The 17,430-nt window shown below is 60.0% G+C and carries 12 protein-coding genes; 3 read left to right on the top strand and 9 right to left on the bottom strand.

The genetic code is table 11. The annotated features are described in order from the left end of the window. Positions 1-2 precede the first annotated feature (2 nt). Together cysS and L9059_RS13910 are read right to left on the bottom strand one after the other, a co-directional pair. Positions 3-1,385 carry a cysteine--tRNA ligase gene (gene cysS, locus L9059_RS13915; protein WP_247291603.1) on the bottom strand — a complete coding sequence of 461 codons (1,383 nt, stop codon included), beginning with the start codon at positions 1,383-1,385 and terminating at the stop codon, positions 3-5. 18 nt (positions 1,386-1,403) lie between these two features. After that, a complete protein-coding gene (locus tag L9059_RS13910; RefSeq protein WP_247291602.1) occupies positions 1,404-3,101 on the bottom strand; it encodes a glutamine--tRNA ligase/YqeY domain fusion protein in 1,698 nt (565 codons plus the stop codon). 250 nt (positions 3,102-3,351) lie between these two features. Here L9059_RS13910 and L9059_RS13905 point away from each other — a divergent pair, with 250 nt between their 5' ends. Both L9059_RS13905 and lpxH read left to right on the top strand, forming a co-directional pair. Beyond that, positions 3,352-3,855: a peptidylprolyl isomerase gene (locus tag L9059_RS13905; RefSeq protein WP_162440763.1), complete on the top strand. Its 504-nt coding sequence runs from the start codon at positions 3,352-3,354 to the stop codon at positions 3,853-3,855. Continuing rightward, positions 3,852-4,604: a UDP-2,3-diacylglucosamine diphosphatase gene (gene lpxH / locus L9059_RS13900; RefSeq protein ID WP_247291601.1), complete on the top strand. Its 753-nt coding sequence runs from the start codon at positions 3,852-3,854 to the stop codon at positions 4,602-4,604. Before L9059_RS13905 ends, lpxH begins: the two co-directional genes overlap by 4 nt. Positions 4,605-4,743: 139 nt before the next feature. Here lpxH and L9059_RS13895 read toward each other — a convergent pair whose 3' ends face one another. The 7 genes from L9059_RS13895 to L9059_RS13865 all read right to left on the bottom strand — a co-directional run bounded on the left by L9059_RS13895 (position 4,744) and on the right by L9059_RS13865 (position 15,908). After that, a complete protein-coding gene (locus L9059_RS13895) occupies positions 4,744-6,273 on the bottom strand; it encodes a DHA2 family efflux MFS transporter permease subunit (protein WP_247291600.1) in 1,530 nt (509 codons plus the stop codon). A gap of 70 nt (positions 6,274-6,343) precedes the next feature. After that, positions 6,344-7,546: an HlyD/EmrA/EmrK family protein gene (locus L9059_RS13890; RefSeq protein WP_247291599.1), complete on the bottom strand. Its 1,203-nt coding sequence runs from the start codon at positions 7,544-7,546 to the stop codon at positions 6,344-6,346. Between the two features lie 15 nt (positions 7,547-7,561). After that, positions 7,562-9,025 carry an efflux transporter outer membrane subunit gene (locus L9059_RS13885; RefSeq protein ID WP_247291598.1) on the bottom strand — a complete coding sequence of 488 codons (1,464 nt, stop codon included), beginning with the start codon at positions 9,023-9,025 and terminating at the stop codon, positions 7,562-7,564. Beyond that, positions 9,022-9,495 (bottom strand): MarR family winged helix-turn-helix transcriptional regulator, encoded by a 474-nt coding sequence (locus L9059_RS13880; protein WP_247291597.1) that lies wholly within the window; start codon positions 9,493-9,495, stop codon positions 9,022-9,024. The genes L9059_RS13885 and L9059_RS13880 overlap by 4 nt, the downstream gene beginning before the upstream one ends. Positions 9,496-9,793: 298 nt before the next feature. Then, positions 9,794-13,468, bottom strand: coding sequence for a translocation/assembly module TamB domain-containing protein (locus L9059_RS13875; protein WP_247291596.1), 3,675 nt, complete (start codon positions 13,466-13,468; stop codon positions 9,794-9,796). Next, positions 13,465-15,192 (bottom strand): autotransporter assembly complex protein TamA, encoded by a 1,728-nt coding sequence (locus L9059_RS13870; protein WP_247291595.1) that lies wholly within the window; start codon positions 15,190-15,192, stop codon positions 13,465-13,467. The genes L9059_RS13875 and L9059_RS13870 overlap by 4 nt, the downstream gene beginning before the upstream one ends. 65 nt (positions 15,193-15,257) lie before the next feature. Continuing rightward, complete coding sequence (locus tag L9059_RS13865) at positions 15,258-15,908, bottom strand: GNAT family N-acetyltransferase (RefSeq protein WP_247291594.1); 651 nt, start codon at positions 15,906-15,908, stop codon at positions 15,258-15,260. A gap of 333 nt (positions 15,909-16,241) precedes the next feature. Between L9059_RS13865 and L9059_RS13860 the strand changes: the two genes are divergently transcribed. After that, positions 16,242-17,288: an RHS repeat-associated core domain-containing protein gene (locus tag L9059_RS13860; RefSeq protein ID WP_247291593.1), complete on the top strand. Its 1,047-nt coding sequence runs from the start codon at positions 16,242-16,244 to the stop codon at positions 17,286-17,288. The last annotated feature ends 142 nt before the right edge of the window (positions 17,289-17,430 follow it).

Here is a 17,430-nt window from a genome sequence, read left to right as displayed (position 1 = left end):
AATCAGTCAGCCAGACGCCAGGTCGTCCCACCCTTCCCGTCTTCCAGCACCACGCCCATAGCGGTGAGCTGGTCACGGATGCGGTCGGATTCGGCCCAGTCTTTACCGGCACGCGCCGCCAGCCGCGCGGCAATCAACGCCTCGACTTCGGCTGCATCCACGCGCCCTTCGGCACCGGCCTGCAGGAAGTCATCAGCTTCCAGCTGCAACACTCCCAGCACGCTGGCCAGCTCTTTCAAACGGGCAGCCAGACCGGCCGCTGCGTTCAAATCGCTCTCGCGCAGGCGGTTGATCTCGCGCACCATCTCGAACAGCACCGCACAGGCTTCCGGCGTGCCGAAGTCGTCGTTCATCACCTGGGTGAAACGCTCGACAAAGGCTTCGCCGCCAGCCGGAGCAACGCTCGGCAGGCCTTTCAACGCGTGGTAGAAACGCTCCAGGGCGCCCTTGGCGTCCTTGAGGTTGTCTTCCGAGTAATTGATGGCGCTGCGGTAGTGGCTCGACACCAGCAGGTAACGCACGACTTCCGGGTGGTACTTTTCCAGCACATCGCGAATGGTGAAGAAGTTGTTCAAGGACTTGGACATCTTCTCGCCGTTGATGCGAATCATGCCGCAATGCATCCACGCGTTGGCGTAGGTCTTGCCGGTGGCCGCTTCGCTCTGGGCGATTTCGTTTTCGTGGTGCGGGAACTCAAGGTCACTGCCGCCGCCATGGATGTCAAAGGTCTCACCCAGGCAGCAGGTGGACATAACCGAGCACTCGATGTGCCAGCCCGGACGACCGTCGCCCCACGGCGAAGGCCAGCTTGGCTCGCCCGGCTTGGTGGCCTTCCACAGCACGAAGTCCAGCGGGTCCTGTTTCGACTCGTCGACTTCAATTCGGGCGCCGATGCGCAGGTCTTCGATCTTCTTGCGCGACAGCTTGCCGTAGCCCATGAACTTGGCGACGCGGTAATACACATCGCCATTGCCCGGGGCGTAGGCGTAGCCCTTGTCGATCAGGGTCTGGATCATGCTCAGCATGCCCGGGATGTGATCCGTGGCGCGCGGTTCCATGTCCGGCTTGAGGATGTTGAGGCGCGCCTCGTCCTCGTGCATCGCGGTGATCATGCGTTCGGTTAGCGCGTCGAACGGCTCACCGTTTTCCCGCGCCCGGTTGATGATCTTGTCTTCGATGTCGGTGATGTTGCGCACGTAAGTCAGGTTGTAACCGCTGAACCGCAACCAGCGGGTCACCAGGTCGAACGCGACCATGCTGCGGCCGTGGCCAATGTGGCAGTAGTCATACACGGTCATCCCGCAGACGTACATGCGCACATTGTTGCCATCCAGCGGCTTGAACACTTCTTTGCTCTTGGTGAGCGTGTTGTAGATCGATAGCACTTTAGTCGATTCCTTGAATCACTGGCCCCACGAATCACGCAAGGTCACGGTACGGTTGAACACCGGATGACCTGGTTTCGAATCCTTGATATCCGCGCAGAAGTAACCTTCGCGCTCGAACTGGAAACGGTCTTCAGGCTGTGCATTGCCCAGCGAAGGCTCGGCACGACAACCGGTGAGAACTTGCAGCGAGTCAGGGTTGATGTTGTCCAGGAAACTGGCGCTGTCTTCGGCCTTTTCAGGGTTCGGCGAGCGGAACAGGCGATCGTAAAGGCGCACTTCGCATTCGACGCTGGCCGCGGCCGGCACCCAGTGCACCACACCTTTGACCTTGCGGCCTTCAGGGTTCTTGCCCAGGGTCTCGGGGTCGTAGGAGCAACGCAGTTCGACGATGTTGCCATCGGCGTCCTTGATCGCTTCGTCGGCACGAATGACGTAGCTTCCGCGCAGGCGCACTTCGCCGTTGGGTTCCAGGCGCTTGTAGCCTTTTGGCGGCTCTTCCATGAAGTCTTCACGGTCGATATAGATTTCCCGGGCGAATGGCAGGGCGCGCACGCCCATGTCTTCTTTCGGGTGGCACGGCAGTTCGAGGTTCTCGACCTGGCCTTGCGGGTAGTTGGTGATCACGACTTTCAAAGGACGCAGCACGCACATGGCGCGCGGGGCGCTGTGGTCCAGGTCGTCACGAATGCTGAATTCCAGCATGCCGAAGTCAACCACGCCGTCGGAACGGTTGGTGCCGACCATATCGCAGAAGTTGCGGATCGATTTCGGCGTGTAGCCACGGCGGCGGAAGCCCGAGAGCGTGGACATGCGCGGGTCGTCCCAGCCATGAACGTGCTTTTCGTCCACCAGCTGCTTGAGTTTGCGCTTGCTGGTGATGGTGTAGTTCAGGTTCAGGCGGCTGAATTCGTACTGGCGCGGATGGGCCGGTACCGGCAGGTGCTCGAGGAACCACTCGTACAGGGGACGGTGGCTTTCGAATTCCAGGGTGCAGATCGAATGGGTGATGCCTTCGATGGCGTCCGACTGACCGTGGGTGAAGTCGTAGTTGGGGTAGATGCACCACTTGTCACCGGTCTGGTGGTGATGAGCGTGGCGGATGCGATACATGATCGGGTCGCGCAGGTTCATGTTCGGCGAGGCCATGTCGATCTTGGCCCGCAGTACCCGTGCACCGTCCTGGAATTCACCGGCTTTCATGCGCGCGAACCAGTCGAGGTTCTCTTCCACGGAGCGATCGCGAAACGGGCTGTTCTTGCCCGGCTCGGTCAGGGTGCCGCGGTATTCCTTGGCTTGGTCCGGGCTCAGATCATCGACGTAGGCCTTGCCGGCCTTGATCAGTTCGACGGCCCAGTCGTGCAATTGGTCGAAATACTGCGAGGCGTAGCGCACTTCGCCGGACCATTCAAAGCCCAGCCACTTGATGTCGCTTTCGATCGCGTCGATGTATTCCTGGTCTTCCTTGGCCGGGTTGGTATCGTCGAAGCGCAGGTGCGTGACCCCACCGAATTCCTGTGCCAGGCCGAAGTTCACACAGATCGACTTGGCGTGGCCGATGTGCAGGTAGCCGTTGGGCTCAGGCGGGAAACGGGTGACGATCTGCGTGTGCTTACCCGAGTCCAGGTCCGCCTGGATGATCGGGCGCAGGAAATTGGCCGGCACGGCTGGGCCGGTCTTGGAATTCGAGGTAGGTTCGACAGTGGGCTTGCTCATAGGATCCTTGAACGTACAAGTGCGCGGCCGCAGACAGGGCCTGACAAAACAAAGCCGCTATCATAGCCGATGCCGCCAAGCTGCTGACAGAGCAGGCCCCAAATCAGGTGCCTTTAATGCACCTGTTTTGAAAAACTGCCTCGAAATTAACGCCTGTCGCGCTAAACTGCGCACCTTGGCTGCTGTTGGCCGGACCGGTTAAGGGCGCTGGCGCCCCTGAACCCACGAATTTATTAGAAGAGTACCGCTCATGACCCAAGTCAAACTGACCACCAACCATGGCGACATCGTCCTGGAACTGAACGCTGAAAAGGCACCGCTCACCGTTGCCAACTTCATCGAATACGTCAAGGCCGGCCACTACGAGAACACCGTGTTCCACCGCGTCATTGGTAACTTCATGATCCAGGGCGGCGGTTTCGAGCCAGGCATGAAAGAAAAGAAAGACAAGCGCCCAAGCATCCAGAACGAAGCCGACAACGGCCTGCCGAACGTCAAGTACAGCGTCGCCATGGCCCGCACCATGGAGCCGCATTCGGCTTCCGCGCAGTTCTTCATCAACGTGGCTGACAACAGCTTCCTCAACCACAGCGCCAAGACCACCCAGGGCTGGGGTTACGCCGTATTCGCCAAGGTAGTTGCCGGCGAAGAAGTAGTCGACAAGATCAAAGGTGTCTCCACCACCATGAAGTCCGGCCACCAGGACGTTCCAGCAGACGACGTGATCATCGAGAAAGCCGAGATCATTGAGTGATACTACTGATTTCAGACTTGCATCTGGAAGAGGAGCGCCCGGACATTACCCGGGCGTTTCTGGATTTGCTCGCCGGGCGCGCCCACTCGGCGAATGCGTTGTACATCCTCGGCGACTTTTTCGAAGCGTGGATTGGCGACGATGCCATGACCGCGTTCCAGCGCTCCATCTGCCAGGCCCTGCGCGATCTCAGCGACAGTGGCACGGCGATTTTTCTGATGCACGGTAATCGCGACTTCATGCTCGGCCAGGCCTTCTGCAAACAGGCCGGCTGCACGTTGTTGAAAGACCCGAGCGTCGTGCAACTCGCAGGCGAGCCGGTGCTGTTGATGCACGGTGACAGCCTGTGCACCCGCGACGAAGCCTATATGAAGCTGCGTCGCTATCTGCGTAATCCCGTCACCCTGTTTATCCTGCGTCACCTGCCCCTGAGCACCCGGCACAGGCTGGCCCGCAAGTTACGCAGCGAAAGCCGGGCACAGACTCGCATGAAGGCCAATGACATTGTTGATGTGACCCCCGAGGAAGTACCGCGGGTGATGCAGCAATACGGGGTAAAAACCCTGATCCACGGCCATACTCACCGTCCTGCCATACACAAATTGCAAATTGGTGAGCAGGCGGCCCGGCGCATTGTGCTGGGGGATTGGGACCGACAGGGCTGGGCGTTGCAGGTGGATGAGAACGGGTTTGCGTTGGCCCCGTTCGAATTTGTCCCGCCACCACAATTGGCCGCACCTTCGGTTTAACGATTGAACACGCCCCCTGTGGGAGCGAGCCTGCTCGCGATAACGTCAGATCGGTCAACAAAGATGTTGAATGATCATCCGCTATCGCGAGCAGGCTCGCTCCCACAGGGGTTGGTGTTTTCCCACAGGATGGGTTTTATCAGTGACCAGAAGCCGCAGGCCCCGCCTTCGCGGCAAACGGCGGTTTTGCCAGCCACACGATCAGTATCAACCCCATAAACCCCCACCCCAGCAGCGTGAAGTAATCCACGGTGGAGAGCATGTACGCTTGGCTGGTCAGCACATGATCGAGTTGCGCATAGGCAGGGTTGCTCGGGCCTCCCAAGGCATTGAGCGCCTCACGGGTCGCGGGCTCGTAGGTGCTGATGCTTTCACTCATGTAGGCGTGGTGTTGATCCGCCCGGCGAATCCAGATCCAGGTGGTCAGCGATGCTGCAAAGCTGCCACCCAGGGTGCGCAGGAAGGTGGCCAGCCCGGCGCCATCGGCGATCTGGCTCGGTGGCAGGTCGGACATGAGGATGCTCAACGTCGGCATGAAGAACAGCGCCACGCCAATCCCCATGAACAACTGCACCAGGGCGATGTGCTGGAAGTCCACTTCGTTGGTGAAACCAGCGCGCATGAAGCAGCTCAGGCCAATCGCCAGAAACGCCAGGCCGGCCAGCAGGCGCAGGTCGAATTTGTGCGCATACTTACCGACGAACGGCGACAGGATCACCGGCAGGATACCAATCGGCGCCACCGCCAGCCCGGCCCAGGTCGCGGTGTAGCCCATCTGGGTTTGCAGCCACTGCGGCAGGATCAGGTTGATCCCGAAGAACCCGGCATACCCCAGCACCAGCACTATCGTGCCGATACGGAAGTTGCGGTGGGCAAACAGGCGCAGGTTGACCACCGGGTGCTGGTCGGTCATTTCCCAGATGATGAACACCGCCAGGGCGATCACCGAAATGGCCGCACCTATGATGATGAAGTTGGATTCGAACCAGTCCAGGTCATTGCCTTTGTCGAGGATCACCTGCAAGGCACCCACGCCGATGATCAGGCTGATCAAGCCGACATAGTCCATCGGCTGGCGACTGGTCTCCACCGGGCGCGCCTTAAGTTGCTGACGCACTACCATCACCGCGAAGATGCCAATCGGTACGTTGATGAAGAAGATCCACGGCCAGCTGTAGCTGTCGGTAATCCAGCCGCCGAGGATGGGACCGGCAATCGGTGCCACCACCGTGACCATCGCCAGCAACGCCAGGGCCATGCCGCGCCTCGCAGGGGGATAGACCGCAATCAGTAACGTCTGCGTCATCGGGTACAACGGCCCCGCTACCAACCCCTGGATTACCCGGAACAGAATCAGCTCCGGCATCGAGGTGGAAATTCCGCACAGGAAGGAGGCGATAACGAACAGGATGGTCGCCCAGAGAAACAGCTTCACCTCACCGAATCGCCGGCTGAGCCAGCCAGTCAACGGCAAGGCGATCGCATTGCTCACCGCGAACGAGGTGATGACCCAGGTGCCCTGCTCCGAACTCACGCCCAGGTTGCCGGAAATCGTCGGCAGCGCCACGTTGGCAATGGTGGTGTCGAGCACCTGCATGAAGGTCGCCAGCGACAGGCCGATCGTGCTGAGCAGCAGGCTGGGCGGCGTGAAAGACGCGTTATTGCTCATCGCAAATCCTTTGGAGCTTACAGTCCTTGTGGGAGCTGGCTTGCTCCCACAAGGTCGTTGTGATTGCGAATCAGCGTTGTGCGGTCTTGCTGGCCGCGGCGCTGTTGTCGTGGATCAGTTGGGCGATCATTGCATCGGCTTCGGCCAACTGACGGTCGTAGACGTTGGTGCTGAAAGAGGCCTTTTGCGGCGGCTGTTGCGCCAGCACCGGACCACTCTGGTCGTGCAGGTTCACATCAACCTGGGTCGACAACCCGACGCGCAGGGGATGTTTGGCCAATTCTTCTGCGTTGATGTGAATACGCACCGGCACCCGCTGGACGATCTTGATCCAGTTACCGGTAGCGTTCTGCGCCGGCAGCAGGGCGAACGCGCTGCCGGTACCAGCACCAAGGCTGTCAATGGTGCCGCTGTATTTCACATCGCTGCCATAGAGATCGGCTTCGATGTCAACCGGCTGCCCAATGCGCATGTCGCGCAGCTGGGTTTCCTTGAAGTTGGCGTCGATCCACAGTTGATCCAGGGGAATCACCGCCATCAACGCGGTGCCCGGTTGAACCCGCTGGCCCAGTTGCACCGTGCGCTTGGCGACATAACCGGTAACCGGAGCGATCAGGGTGCTGCGGGCGTTGGTCAGGTAGGCCTGGCGCAATTGGGCTGCGGCGGACATGACGTCCGGGTGCGACGAAACCACGGTATCGTCCACCAGAGCGCTGGTGGTTTTCAGTTGCTGGCGGGCATTGGCCAGGGCGTTTTGCGCCGAGGTCAGGTCGTCGCGAGCGTGGGACAGTTCTTCCTGTGAAATCGCCCCGCCAGCCGCCAGATTCTTACGCCGATTGAAATTGTCCTGAGCCTTCTGCACTTCCGCCTGCTGCGCGTTGACCTGGGCTTTCATGCCGTCGACATTGCTGTAAAGGCCGCGAACCTGACGCACGGTGCGGGCAAAATTAGCCTGGGCACTTTGCAGCCCGACTTCTGCGTCGCTCGGGTCGAAGTTGATCAGCACCTGGCCTTCATGCACCAGGTCGCCATCGTCGGCACCGATGCTGACCACGGTCCCGGTGACCAGCGGGGTTATTTCCACCACGTTGCCGTTTACGTAGGCATCGTCGGTGCTCTCGTTCCAGCGCCCGTAGAGCTCGTGATACGCCCAGACGCCGGCACCGGCGAGGATCACTACAATGGCCAGAATCACCAGCATGATCTTGCGCTTGCGCGGATTGCCGGTGTCCTGTGGAGCATCAGGGGCTTGAGTGTTTTCGGCAGTGGCCATGACAGTTACCTTGAATTAGTTGTTCTGCGTGGCTGAGGTGGAGGTCACCAGGGTGTCGCCCTGGAAGCCGCCTCCCAGCGCCTGCATCAGTTGGATCGACAGGTCGATCTGCTCGGCATTCAGGTTGGCCAGCTGACGCTGGGCCTGGAGCAATTGCTGTTCGATGCTGAGCACGTCCAGGTAGTTACCGATGCCGGAACCGTAGCGCTGGACCACGGTGTTGTAGGAATCCTGAGCGATGTCGGTGGCGTGCTGCTGCACGCCGATCTGCCGGCCGATATCGCGCAGCTGATTGATCGAGTCGCTGACATCGCCGAGTGCCTTGACCAGGCTTTTGTTGTACTGCGCCACTGCGAGGTCGTAGTCGGCGTCGCGCGAATCGAGGTCGGCACGCAGGCGGCCGCCATCGAAAATCGGCAGGGAAATTGTCGGCCCGACGCTGAAGAAACGACTGGCCGAACCGAACATCGCATCCCCTAGCAGCGATTCGAAGCCCGCAGCCGCGCTCAGGTTGAGGTTGGGGTAGAAACGCGTCTTGCCGGCGGCGATGTTCTTGCTCGTAGCTTCGACCCGCCAGCGTGCAGCGATAAGGTCCGGTCGGCGCCCGAGCAATTCGGCAGGCAGTACCGATGGCAGTGCCACAGCACTGGCCTGGAGGACTTTTGGCCGGGCGATTTCATTGCCACGATCAGGGCCTTTGCCGAGCAGCACCGCCAGGGCAATCTTTGCGCTGTTCAGGCGCTTTTCGGCGTCGATCAGGCTGGCTTCCGAGCTGGCTTCCAGGCTTTCGGTCTGCTGGAACTGATACTGGCTGTCGATCCCCGAACTCAGGCGGCGCCTGCTCAGATCGAGCATCTGCCGGGTACGTTTGAGGTCTTCGCTGGCCAGGTCATGGATGATGTGGGCTTGGCCCAGATCGCTATAGGCCCGGGCGACATCGGCGGACAAGGTCAACTGAGCCGCCCGCTGGTCGACTTCGGCAGCACGGGCCTCACCCAGTGCCGCTTCCCAGGCGTCACGCTGGCCACCCCAGAGGTCAAAGTTGTAATTGAAGCTAGCACCGAGGTTGCGCAGGGTCGAGTAAGCACCGCCCTGCCCCTGAGGGTCCTGGTCCCGAGCCAGCCGGGAACGACTGACGCCGGCACTGGCATCGAGCGTCGGCATGCGCTCGGCATTGGCGGCATAGGCTGCGGCGCTGGCCTGATGGGCGCGAGCCTCGGCAATCTGCATGTCGGGGCTGTCTTGCAGGGCTTCGCGGATCAACCCATCAAGTTGCGGGTCGCCGAGGCTCTTCCACCAGTCGCTTTTAGGCCAGGCAGCTGGCGACAGCGTGACGCCGGTCAGGGACTGACCGGCCTTGAGACTTTTGGCATCAAGACTGACGCCTTGGGTGTTCAAACCACTGTAACTGGCACAGCCCGCCAGGGTCATGGCCAACAGCACCAGGCTCAAGCCGGCGCGCGAGATTGTACTGCTCATTTATCACCTACCCGCAGCAGGGTGATCGAATCACCCGCGGCGACCAAAATTTTCTTCAGGATCTGTTCCAGGGTTGCCAGTTCTTGCTCGGTGATCGCCCCAGCCAGCTCATTCATGGCGGCCGCGCCGATGTCCGGCAGGCGGTCAGCGAGCTGCTGGCCTTGCGCGGTGAGTACAAGCTGCACTTGACGACGGTCAGCTTCCGAGCGCCGACGGGCGAGGAAACCTTTGTGCTCCAGGCGATCAAGCATTCGGGTCATGGAACCACTGTCCAGGGACAGATGCCGGCATAACTCGGCCGGGGTGTCGACGCCGAACTGGGCCATGATGATCAGCACCTTGAACTGCGCGGCGGTGATGCCGTGGGGTTCCATGTGGGTGTCGATGATCCGGTCCTTAAGCAGCGCCGCGCGCCCGAGCAGGAGCCCGAGGTGGCAGTTCTTGAAGTCGTCCGGGGTGAAGTGTTTCATCTGGTCACCAATTAGCTGCCTAGGCAGAGAATGTATGACGAGATGTTACTGCCTAGGCAGCGAATGTCAACATAATAGTTAGGGTGCTTTGTATTTCAGTGATGAACGGGGGATTATGTGGCGGCTGTGCTGACGCCTTCGCGAGCAAACCCGCTCCCACAGGCGCGGTATTACACCTGTGGGAGTGGTTCCTCCGGGAATGAGACCCCTGTGGGAATGAGCCCCCTGCAGGAAATGAGATCCTGTGGGAGCGGGCTTGCTCGCGAAGGCAGCGACTCGGCTTCAGAGGGAGCGCGGCTTAGAAATCCCGCTTGTAGAAGATATCCAGCGAACTCGCCACGCCACCTGCCGCTTCCAGGTAGACCTTCTTGCTCAGTTTGTAACGCAGCGCGATGGTATTCGCCGGCTCGAACACCCCCACCCCATACCGCAAGCTGAGTTTTTCCGAAATGTTGCCGCTGGCGACCACAGCGGTCTGGTCGCCGCTGCCCTGGGTATCGAGCTGGAAGTCCTGGATGCCCAGGTTCTTGGCCAACCCGCCGGTCACCCCGGCGCTGCCCATCAACCCCAGGCCCAGCGCTGCTTGAGCGAGCATGTTGTTGTCGCCGCCATCGGTGCTCAACGGCCGCCCCAGAACCAGATAGGACAAAGCCTGCTCCTGACTGAGCGCAGGTTCCGAGAAAATCTGTGTGGTGGGCTGCTCGGCGCTGCCGCTCAGGCGGATACCGGCGATGACGTCATCGGTCTGGCGGATGGCCTCGATGTCCAAGTACGGTTGATCCAGCGGTCCGGCAAACAGCAACCGTGCGCGGCGCACGGTCAGGCGCTGGCCGTAGGCGCGATAACGGCCGTCGTTGAGCCAGAGCTCGCCGCGGGTGTCCATGTTGTCGCCGATATGCACGTGGCCCTGCAGATTGGCGGTCAGGCCAAATCCGGCGAAGCTGAGTTTGTCGGAGCCAACCTCCACATCAACGTCCATCTTCATCGCCAGTGGCGGCTTGCCCTGCTCGGTCTGCTGGCCAACGATGACGGTGTCATCGGAGACCTTGACCGTAGACGGCGGCAACTCACGCACGGTGATTTCGCCCCTGGGCACCAGCACCTTGCCGGCAACCGCCAGTTCATCGCCTTTCATCGAGATTTTCAGGTCCGGGGCGACTTCGAGCTTGGCGTAGGGTTCGACGGACACTGGCAGTTGCGAGCCCTTGAGTGCCAGGTCCACCACCAGTGCCTGGCCCCAGGCGATGTTGCCGTTGAGTGTGCCCTGCCCGGTCTTGCCGCTTTTCCAGCCGCCGTTCAACTGCACGGCTTCCCCGGCGATGACTGCCTGGAGCTGCAAGGTTTGCAGCTCCATCGGCAACTCCGGCCCGGACACTGCGCCATCGCTCAATAGCAGGTTGCCGTTCACCAAAGGTGCCATCAGGGTGCCGCCGATCGTGCCGCTGCCATTGAGCCGCCCGGTGATTTTTTCGACCATCGGCACAAAGGGCCGCGCCACGGACAAGTCCAGGCCGCTGAGGCGGAACGTGCCACTCATGGGTTTGTTCGCCGGCAACGGGTTGATCTGGGCCTGGACCCGCAGTTCACCCAGCTTGCCGCCGACGAAGTTCAGGTCAGTGTCGATGCGCTTGGGCGTCATCTTGCTGGTGAGCAGCAGGGCCTGGTACGGGAAGTCCAGCCACTGATCCTTGTCGCGCACTCGCAGGGTACCGCCGCTGGCATCAATGCTGATTTGGCCATTCGGCCCGCTGGCGGGCAGGTCCAGTTGCAGGTCGGCGTTGAGCGCGCCTTTCCAGGCGAAGTCCTTGGGCAACCACTGCGCCAGGCTTTCGATCGGGAATTGCTTGAGGTGATAACGCAGCTTCGGCTCGGGCATCAGGCGCTGATCTTCACCGCACAGGCTGGCCGGGCCGGAACGCCAGCAATGGGCGCCGAAGTTGATTTTACCGTCGGCCAGGCGTTCAACCTTGGCCGGGCCTTGCAGCTTCCAGTCCTGGCCACCGGCCTGGATATCGCCAGAGGCCAGGCGTCCGCGCCAGTTACCTTGATCGAGTGCGCCATCCAGGCCAAGAGCGAGCTTAAGCTGCGGCCCTTGCAGATCGAGGCTGAATTTCTGCTTCTTGATATCACCCTGGCCGCTGGCAGTCAGCGTGCCCAGCGCAGTGTCACCGGCCCGGATACCGCTGCCCTTGAGATCGATTTTCGCCCGTTGCGCGTTGTCCAGGGTCGCATCGAGGTTCAGGCTTTGCAGGCGATTGTCCTGGAAGGCCAACTGAGTGCCTTGCAGATCGAGCTTGCCTTGGGGCGCCTTGAGCGTACCGGCGACGTCCACCCGGCCATTGAGCTGACCACGCAGTTGCGGCCACAGCTGAGCCAAACGTGGCATCTTGATATCGACTTGGCCGACGAGTTTCTGCTGCAGGCTGCCCTTGCCATTGATGCTGTTGTCGCCCAGGCGAATCTGCAAGCTGCTGAGATTCCACTGCTCACCGCCACCATCAGCCTTGGCCTGGATTACCGCTGGTTGACCGCGCAGCTTGCCCTTTAGGTCGAGGTCGGCACTGAGGCTGAGCTTTTCATCTTTTATTTCGCCGCTGCTGCGCAACGGACCGGCCAAAGTGCCCGGCAACTCCGCGACCCAGTACGCCGGATCGATTGCCGACAAATCCAGGGCGGTATCCCAGGCGATGCCGTCGGCGAATTTCAGGTTCAGGTGGCCCTGGGCCTTGCCCTGCCCGGCTTCGAGCTGGATTTGTTGCAGGTAGATTTTAGTCAGGTCGCCGGCGAACGGACTCTCCAGGCTGAAGGCGCCGGCCGGACCATCCAGCGCGGCCGTGAAGTGCCCCAGGTAGTTGCCATCAGTGTAGGAGACTTCGCCGTTGAAGCTGCGTAACGCCACTTCCGGCTCATCGATCAGCGGATAGACGCTGTGCCAAGGGAAGTCCAGCCAGTCGATCTTCGCATCGGCACTGAGGCCTTTGCTCCAGTCCACCTGGCCGGTGAGTTTGAGGTGCTGTTTGTCATTTGCGCTCAGGTCCAGACCGACAATCTGCGCGCCCTTGGCGTCAACCTTGCCTTGCAGCGCCAGCGCGACTGGGCCTTGTTCCGCCGGTAGCGTGGCCTTGCCGAGCAGCTGGTAGCCGTTTTTCAGGTCACCGGCGCCTGACAGTTCGAGCTGATTGAGTTGCAGGGTATCGGGCAGATCGGCGCTGGCCTTGAAGCCGTCAGCAGTGATGCGCACCTTGGCTGGCAGATTCTCCACCAGCGGTTGCAGCTCACCCGTCAACTGCCCATTGAGGTACCCGCTGCTGTCGGCCTTCAGGTTGAGGGTTTTCAGCAGGTCTCCGTCAACTTTCAAGGCCAACGCCCAAGGGCCATTGCCGGGCGCAGGCAGGGTCAGGCTGCCTTCAGCGGTAAGTGGCCAGTTTCCGCTGGGTTGCAGCAAACCGGACAGATTCAGGCTTAGCTCGTCGCGCTGCAGCTTGACCGAGTCAATCTTCAAGCCCTGGGCGGTCCAGTGCGCGGCCAGTTGCACGCCCCTGAGTTCTTCGCTGCCGTTGAACCACAGGCTCCCGATCTTGACATCGCCCAGCTCGATGGCCAGCGGCAGGTCCAGGTCGGGCAGGCTAATTGGCGCGCTGCTGACTTCATCGGTACCCGGTGGAAACCGCAGGCTGATCTGATCAGCCTGCAACTGCTCGATGCACAGGGTCCGGCGCGACAGACACCAGGGTGACCAGGCGAAGATGGCCTTGTTCAGCTCCACCCGGCTGCTGCCCTGCTGCCACACCAGGTGGTCGGCGCTCCATTGACCGCCCAGGCGTCCCTGAAAGTTGTCCACGCTCAGGCCCGGCACAAAACCCAACGTCCAGCGACTGCCCACCGCCGTGCCGAGCACGGTTGAGGCGGCCAGAATAACCAGCAGCAACGGGCCGAGGACGGCCAGCAGCGTTATCTTCAAACCACGATTCACAACTCGGGCCCCATGGAAAAGTGCAGTCGAACGCCGCCGTCGTCATCCAGCGCGTGGGCCAGGTCGAGGCGGATCGGCCCCACCGGCGAAATCCAGCGCAGACCGATACCGACGCCGGTCTTGAGGTTCGGCAATTCGAGCGTATTAAAGGAGTTTCCCTGGTCGACAAAGGTCGCCACCCGCCATTTTTCGGCGACCGAGTACTGGTACTCGGCACTGGCGGTGACCATGTACCGGCCACCAATCCGGTCGCCCTCGGAGTTTTCCGGGGACAGGCTCTGGTAGTCGTAACCGCGCACGCTCTGATCACCACCCGCGAAGAAGCGCAGCGACGGCGGAACCGATTTGTAGCCGTTGGTCGCACTGCCGCCGACCTGGACCCGGCCAAGGAAACGGTGCTTGTCGAACACCGTGGTCAGGCCTTTGACCAGCGCCGTGCCGTATAGCAGATTATTGTCCGAGCCCAATCCTTCCTTGGCCACCTTGGTCTCGAATTGCAGGCGATAGCCGTTGTGCGGATCAATGCGGTTGTCGCTTTTCAGATAGGAATAACTGACCCCGGGCATCAGCAGGTTACTGAGCCCTGAGTCGTCGCCGAGTCGATATTCCTCGCGCTGCCACTTCAGCGACACCACACGCTGCCAGCCGCTGGGCAACTTGCTGTGCCACTCGGGACCTATCGTAAGTAGCTTGCTGAGGGAATCCTTGTCGGCAATTTCTTCGCTCTGGTAGCCACCGGCGAACCGCAGCTTGTCGGTCAATGGCGGGTCCAGGGGGATGTCGTAGAAAACCCCAACGTTCTGCCGTGGTGCCGATACCTCGGTTTCCCAGCCGTAGCTGTGGCCCTGGGGATTAACCCAGTGCCGGGTCCAGTTGGCCTTGACCCGGGGGCCGACGTCAGTCGAATAACCCAGGCCGAGACCCATGGTGCGTGGCTTGCGGGTGTCGAGCTTGACGTTGACCGGGATCACGTTGTTTGTCGATGCGGTGGGTGCGGCGTCAACCCGCACACTTTCAAAATAACCACTCGATTGCATGGCCTGATTGAGTTCGGCGATCAGCTCGGAGTCGTACGCAGCGCCCTCCTTGAACGGCACCATGCGCTTGAGCAAGTCCTCGTCGAATGGCGTGTCGCCCTGGAAACTGATCTTGCCCAAGGAGTAACGCGGGCCGCTCTCGTAGACCAGGTCGATATCGGCCACACCGGCGCGCGGGTCTACCGACAGAGTCTGGTGGGAAAAATGCCCGCTGAAAAAACCGAAACGCGACGCCTGGTTCTGGATCAGGCGCTTGGCGTCTTCGTAATGGCCATGATTGAGCACTGCGCCGGTTTTCAGCGCCGCACTTTTGGGAACACGAAAGGCTTTGAGCGACGCCGCAGGTCCCTCGATTCGTAAGGTGACATTGCGCAGGTGAATGGGCTCGCCGGGATCGATATCGAGAATCAGCCGTGGGGTCTTACCGCCCTTCACGTCCGTGTCGATCTGCGGCTGGTAAAAGCCCAGGGCCTGGGCGGCCTTGCGCGCCTGTTCCTCGGCACCGCGGCTGAAGCGCAGCAAGGCTTCTTCGTCACGATCGCCGAGGCTGCCGATATAGCCCTCTATATTGGCCTTGAGTTCATCGTTGGACGGTTTGACCCGCACATCCAATTCACTTTGCGCCAGCGCCGCGCAGCTGGTTAACAGCATCAGCACGCTACTGGTAATTCTTCCTGGAAACTTCATAGGCGCGGATGCTATCACGAGCTTGGGAGCCTGATAGAGCCTGGCGTGCGCGGAAAGTTCGTCCTTTATGCGGTTGCGGTTTGCAGGACCTGGGGGTTGGCGTGGAAAAATACGTGCTCACGCACCGGGCCAATGGCCACTTCACCGATCTCCTCATAGCCCTGGCGCTTGTAGAACTCCAGGTAACGCGGGTTGCCGGTGTCCAGCACGACCCCTTGGGAGTGCTCATCGACGGCGCACCAGTTGTGCACAGCCTGTAACAATTGTTCGCCGAAGTGCTTGCCCTGAAATTGCGGATGAATACCAAGCAACGGCAGCAGGTGCACCGAGTCGGACGGCACACACGCCATGACCGCTTCGTGGTATTCCAGGTAGCGGCGGGTGCAACGGAACCCGGTGCTGAGCACCATGCGCAAACGCCAGGCCCAGCTCTCGGTGATGCCCAGGCGACGTTGCGGCGGCGCGATCAGGGCGATGCCGATCAGGCGGTCGTTGACCAGCAGGCCGATGGCGGGCAAGTCCTGGAGGAAATGCTGCTTGACCAGCTCGCGCACGGTGGCGCGCACTCGCTGCTCGTAGCCGGGACGCTCGGCTTCGAACAGATAGCTGAACGTCGGCTCGTGGCGATAGGCCTGGTACAGCAACGAACGGGCTTCGCGGGAGTAGCCACTGTCGAGCATGTGGATATCGGCAATGGCGGTCGAGGTTTCGGGCATAACGGCAAATCTCCCCGGGGCACCACTCAAAATGGCGGCGCTCTTGTTGGTACGAGCCTCTGGGTGTGGGCACAGTTCCTTGCTGGGATGAAAACAGCGGTTGCGCTGGGTCTATCAATGTATAGACCAAGTGGATCGGGTGTGTGCGAGAGAGCCGCGATGGCAATGGGATGCTGGTAGGCGCTGTCGAGTGAAAAGAGGCTGCGATCTTTTGATCGGGCTTAAACCGCCCGACCATACACCCACTGCCCTAGCAGTTCTGCTAGTGGGCAAAATCTGTGATTAAGCCGATGCTCTGGCAATAGTTTCGACACTCGGCCCGGAGATCAGAGAATGCCGACATCACCACTTCAAACCGTGTTGTGCCGCTACCACTATGACGCACTGGATCGCTCTATCACCTGGACGCCAGACCGCCAGGCTCACCTCCAGCGCTTTTATTGCCAAAATCGTCTGACCACGGAAATCCAGAACGCCGAGAAGCGCAGCATCTTCCAGCACGACGACCAGGTGTTGGCGCAACACAACCATCTGGGCCCCAAGGTAGAGACCACGCTACTGGCAACCGATCAACAACGCTCGGTGTTGAACGCACTGAATTCGCTGCTACCGCATAACATCGCCTACTTGCCCTATGGGCATCGACCGTTTTCGCAAGGCCTGCTGAGCCTGTTAGGGTTTAACGGAGAACCGCCAGACCGGGTAACCGGGCATTATCATTTGGGTAATGGATATCGGCAGTACAACCCGGTATTAATGAGATTCAACTGCCCGGACAAGTTGAGTCCGTTTGGAGAGGGTGGTGTCAATGCTTATGCGTACTGTGGGAATGACCCGATAAACTGGTCGGATCCAAATGGCAGCATGCGATGGTTTGGGATAATAGGAAAAAAAAGTATTTCATCTCTAAAGGCCGCTAATCTTGCAGATGAAATGCAAGCCCCCAATAAGATGCCAACAGTAAAATACGGTGACTACATAGCCAAAGGCGACTTAAAGCGCACAATCAACCTCGACAAATACACAAAAAACGGGCAGAGAAAAATATCTGATGAATTTGGACGTTCAATAAAAAAAACAAGCTATATACTTATAGGTACTATCGAAACAATATCTAATCCTTCAAGCATAGCAAATGTTTCTAAGCTCACCCCTGACAACGTGAGCGATTTTATTAAAAAAAGCCTAAGCCTTCACAAAAAGGCAGCTGAAATGATTGAACCGAACAAATACCGGCCGCAGGATATCCGGAGTAGGCTTATCGACCAATTCGAGTTTATGCGAGATGCCAATTCGTATTATGCAGACCTGAAAAAAGCCATACCAAATTACGATACTGCCCACATAGATATAATAAACCAACTTCGCAAACGCACATGAAAATGCTAGGTGCGCTACAAAGGCCAACGAGGCGAATAGCGGGTGAACTGGACTTCATGCAGGCGTGCTGCGCTGATTGGTGAGGCGCTCGCTAAGGATTGCGCACGATTTGTAGGCGCAAAACTCCTTCGCGATAGCGGTT

The sequence above is a fragment of the Pseudomonas violetae genome, assembly GCF_023072615.1.
In the GTDB taxonomy this organism is placed as follows: Bacteria; Pseudomonadota; Gammaproteobacteria; order Pseudomonadales; family Pseudomonadaceae; genus Aquipseudomonas; species Aquipseudomonas violetae.
This window is presented reverse-complemented; position numbering and strand designations above follow the sequence as displayed.

Bases quoted from the DNA above. Each gene is read 5' to 3' on its own strand.
- L9059_RS13865 (WP_247291594.1), bottom strand. From the start codon at position 15,908: ATGCCCGAAACCTCGACCGCCATTGCCGATATCCACATGCTCGACAGT.
- L9059_RS13890 (WP_247291599.1), bottom strand. From the start codon at position 7,546: ATGGCCACTGCCGAAAACACTCAAGCCCCTGATGCTCCACAGGACACC.
- L9059_RS13910 (WP_247291602.1), bottom strand. From the start codon at position 3,101: ATGAGCAAGCCCACTGTCGAACCTACCTCGAATTCCAAGACCGGCCCA.
- L9059_RS13905 (WP_162440763.1), top strand. From the start codon at position 3,352: ATGACCCAAGTCAAACTGACCACCAACCATGGCGACATCGTCCTGGAA.
- L9059_RS13880 (WP_247291597.1), bottom strand. From the start codon at position 9,495: ATGAAACACTTCACCCCGGACGACTTCAAGAACTGCCACCTCGGGCTC.
- L9059_RS13885 (WP_247291598.1), bottom strand. From the start codon at position 9,025: ATGAGCAGTACAATCTCGCGCGCCGGCTTGAGCCTGGTGCTGTTGGCC.
- L9059_RS13870 (WP_247291595.1), bottom strand. From the start codon at position 15,192: ATGAAGTTTCCAGGAAGAATTACCAGTAGCGTGCTGATGCTGTTAACC.
- L9059_RS13895 (WP_247291600.1), bottom strand. From the start codon at position 6,273: ATGAGCAATAACGCGTCTTTCACGCCGCCCAGCCTGCTGCTCAGCACG.
- L9059_RS13860 (WP_247291593.1), top strand. From the start codon at position 16,242: ATGCCGACATCACCACTTCAAACCGTGTTGTGCCGCTACCACTATGAC.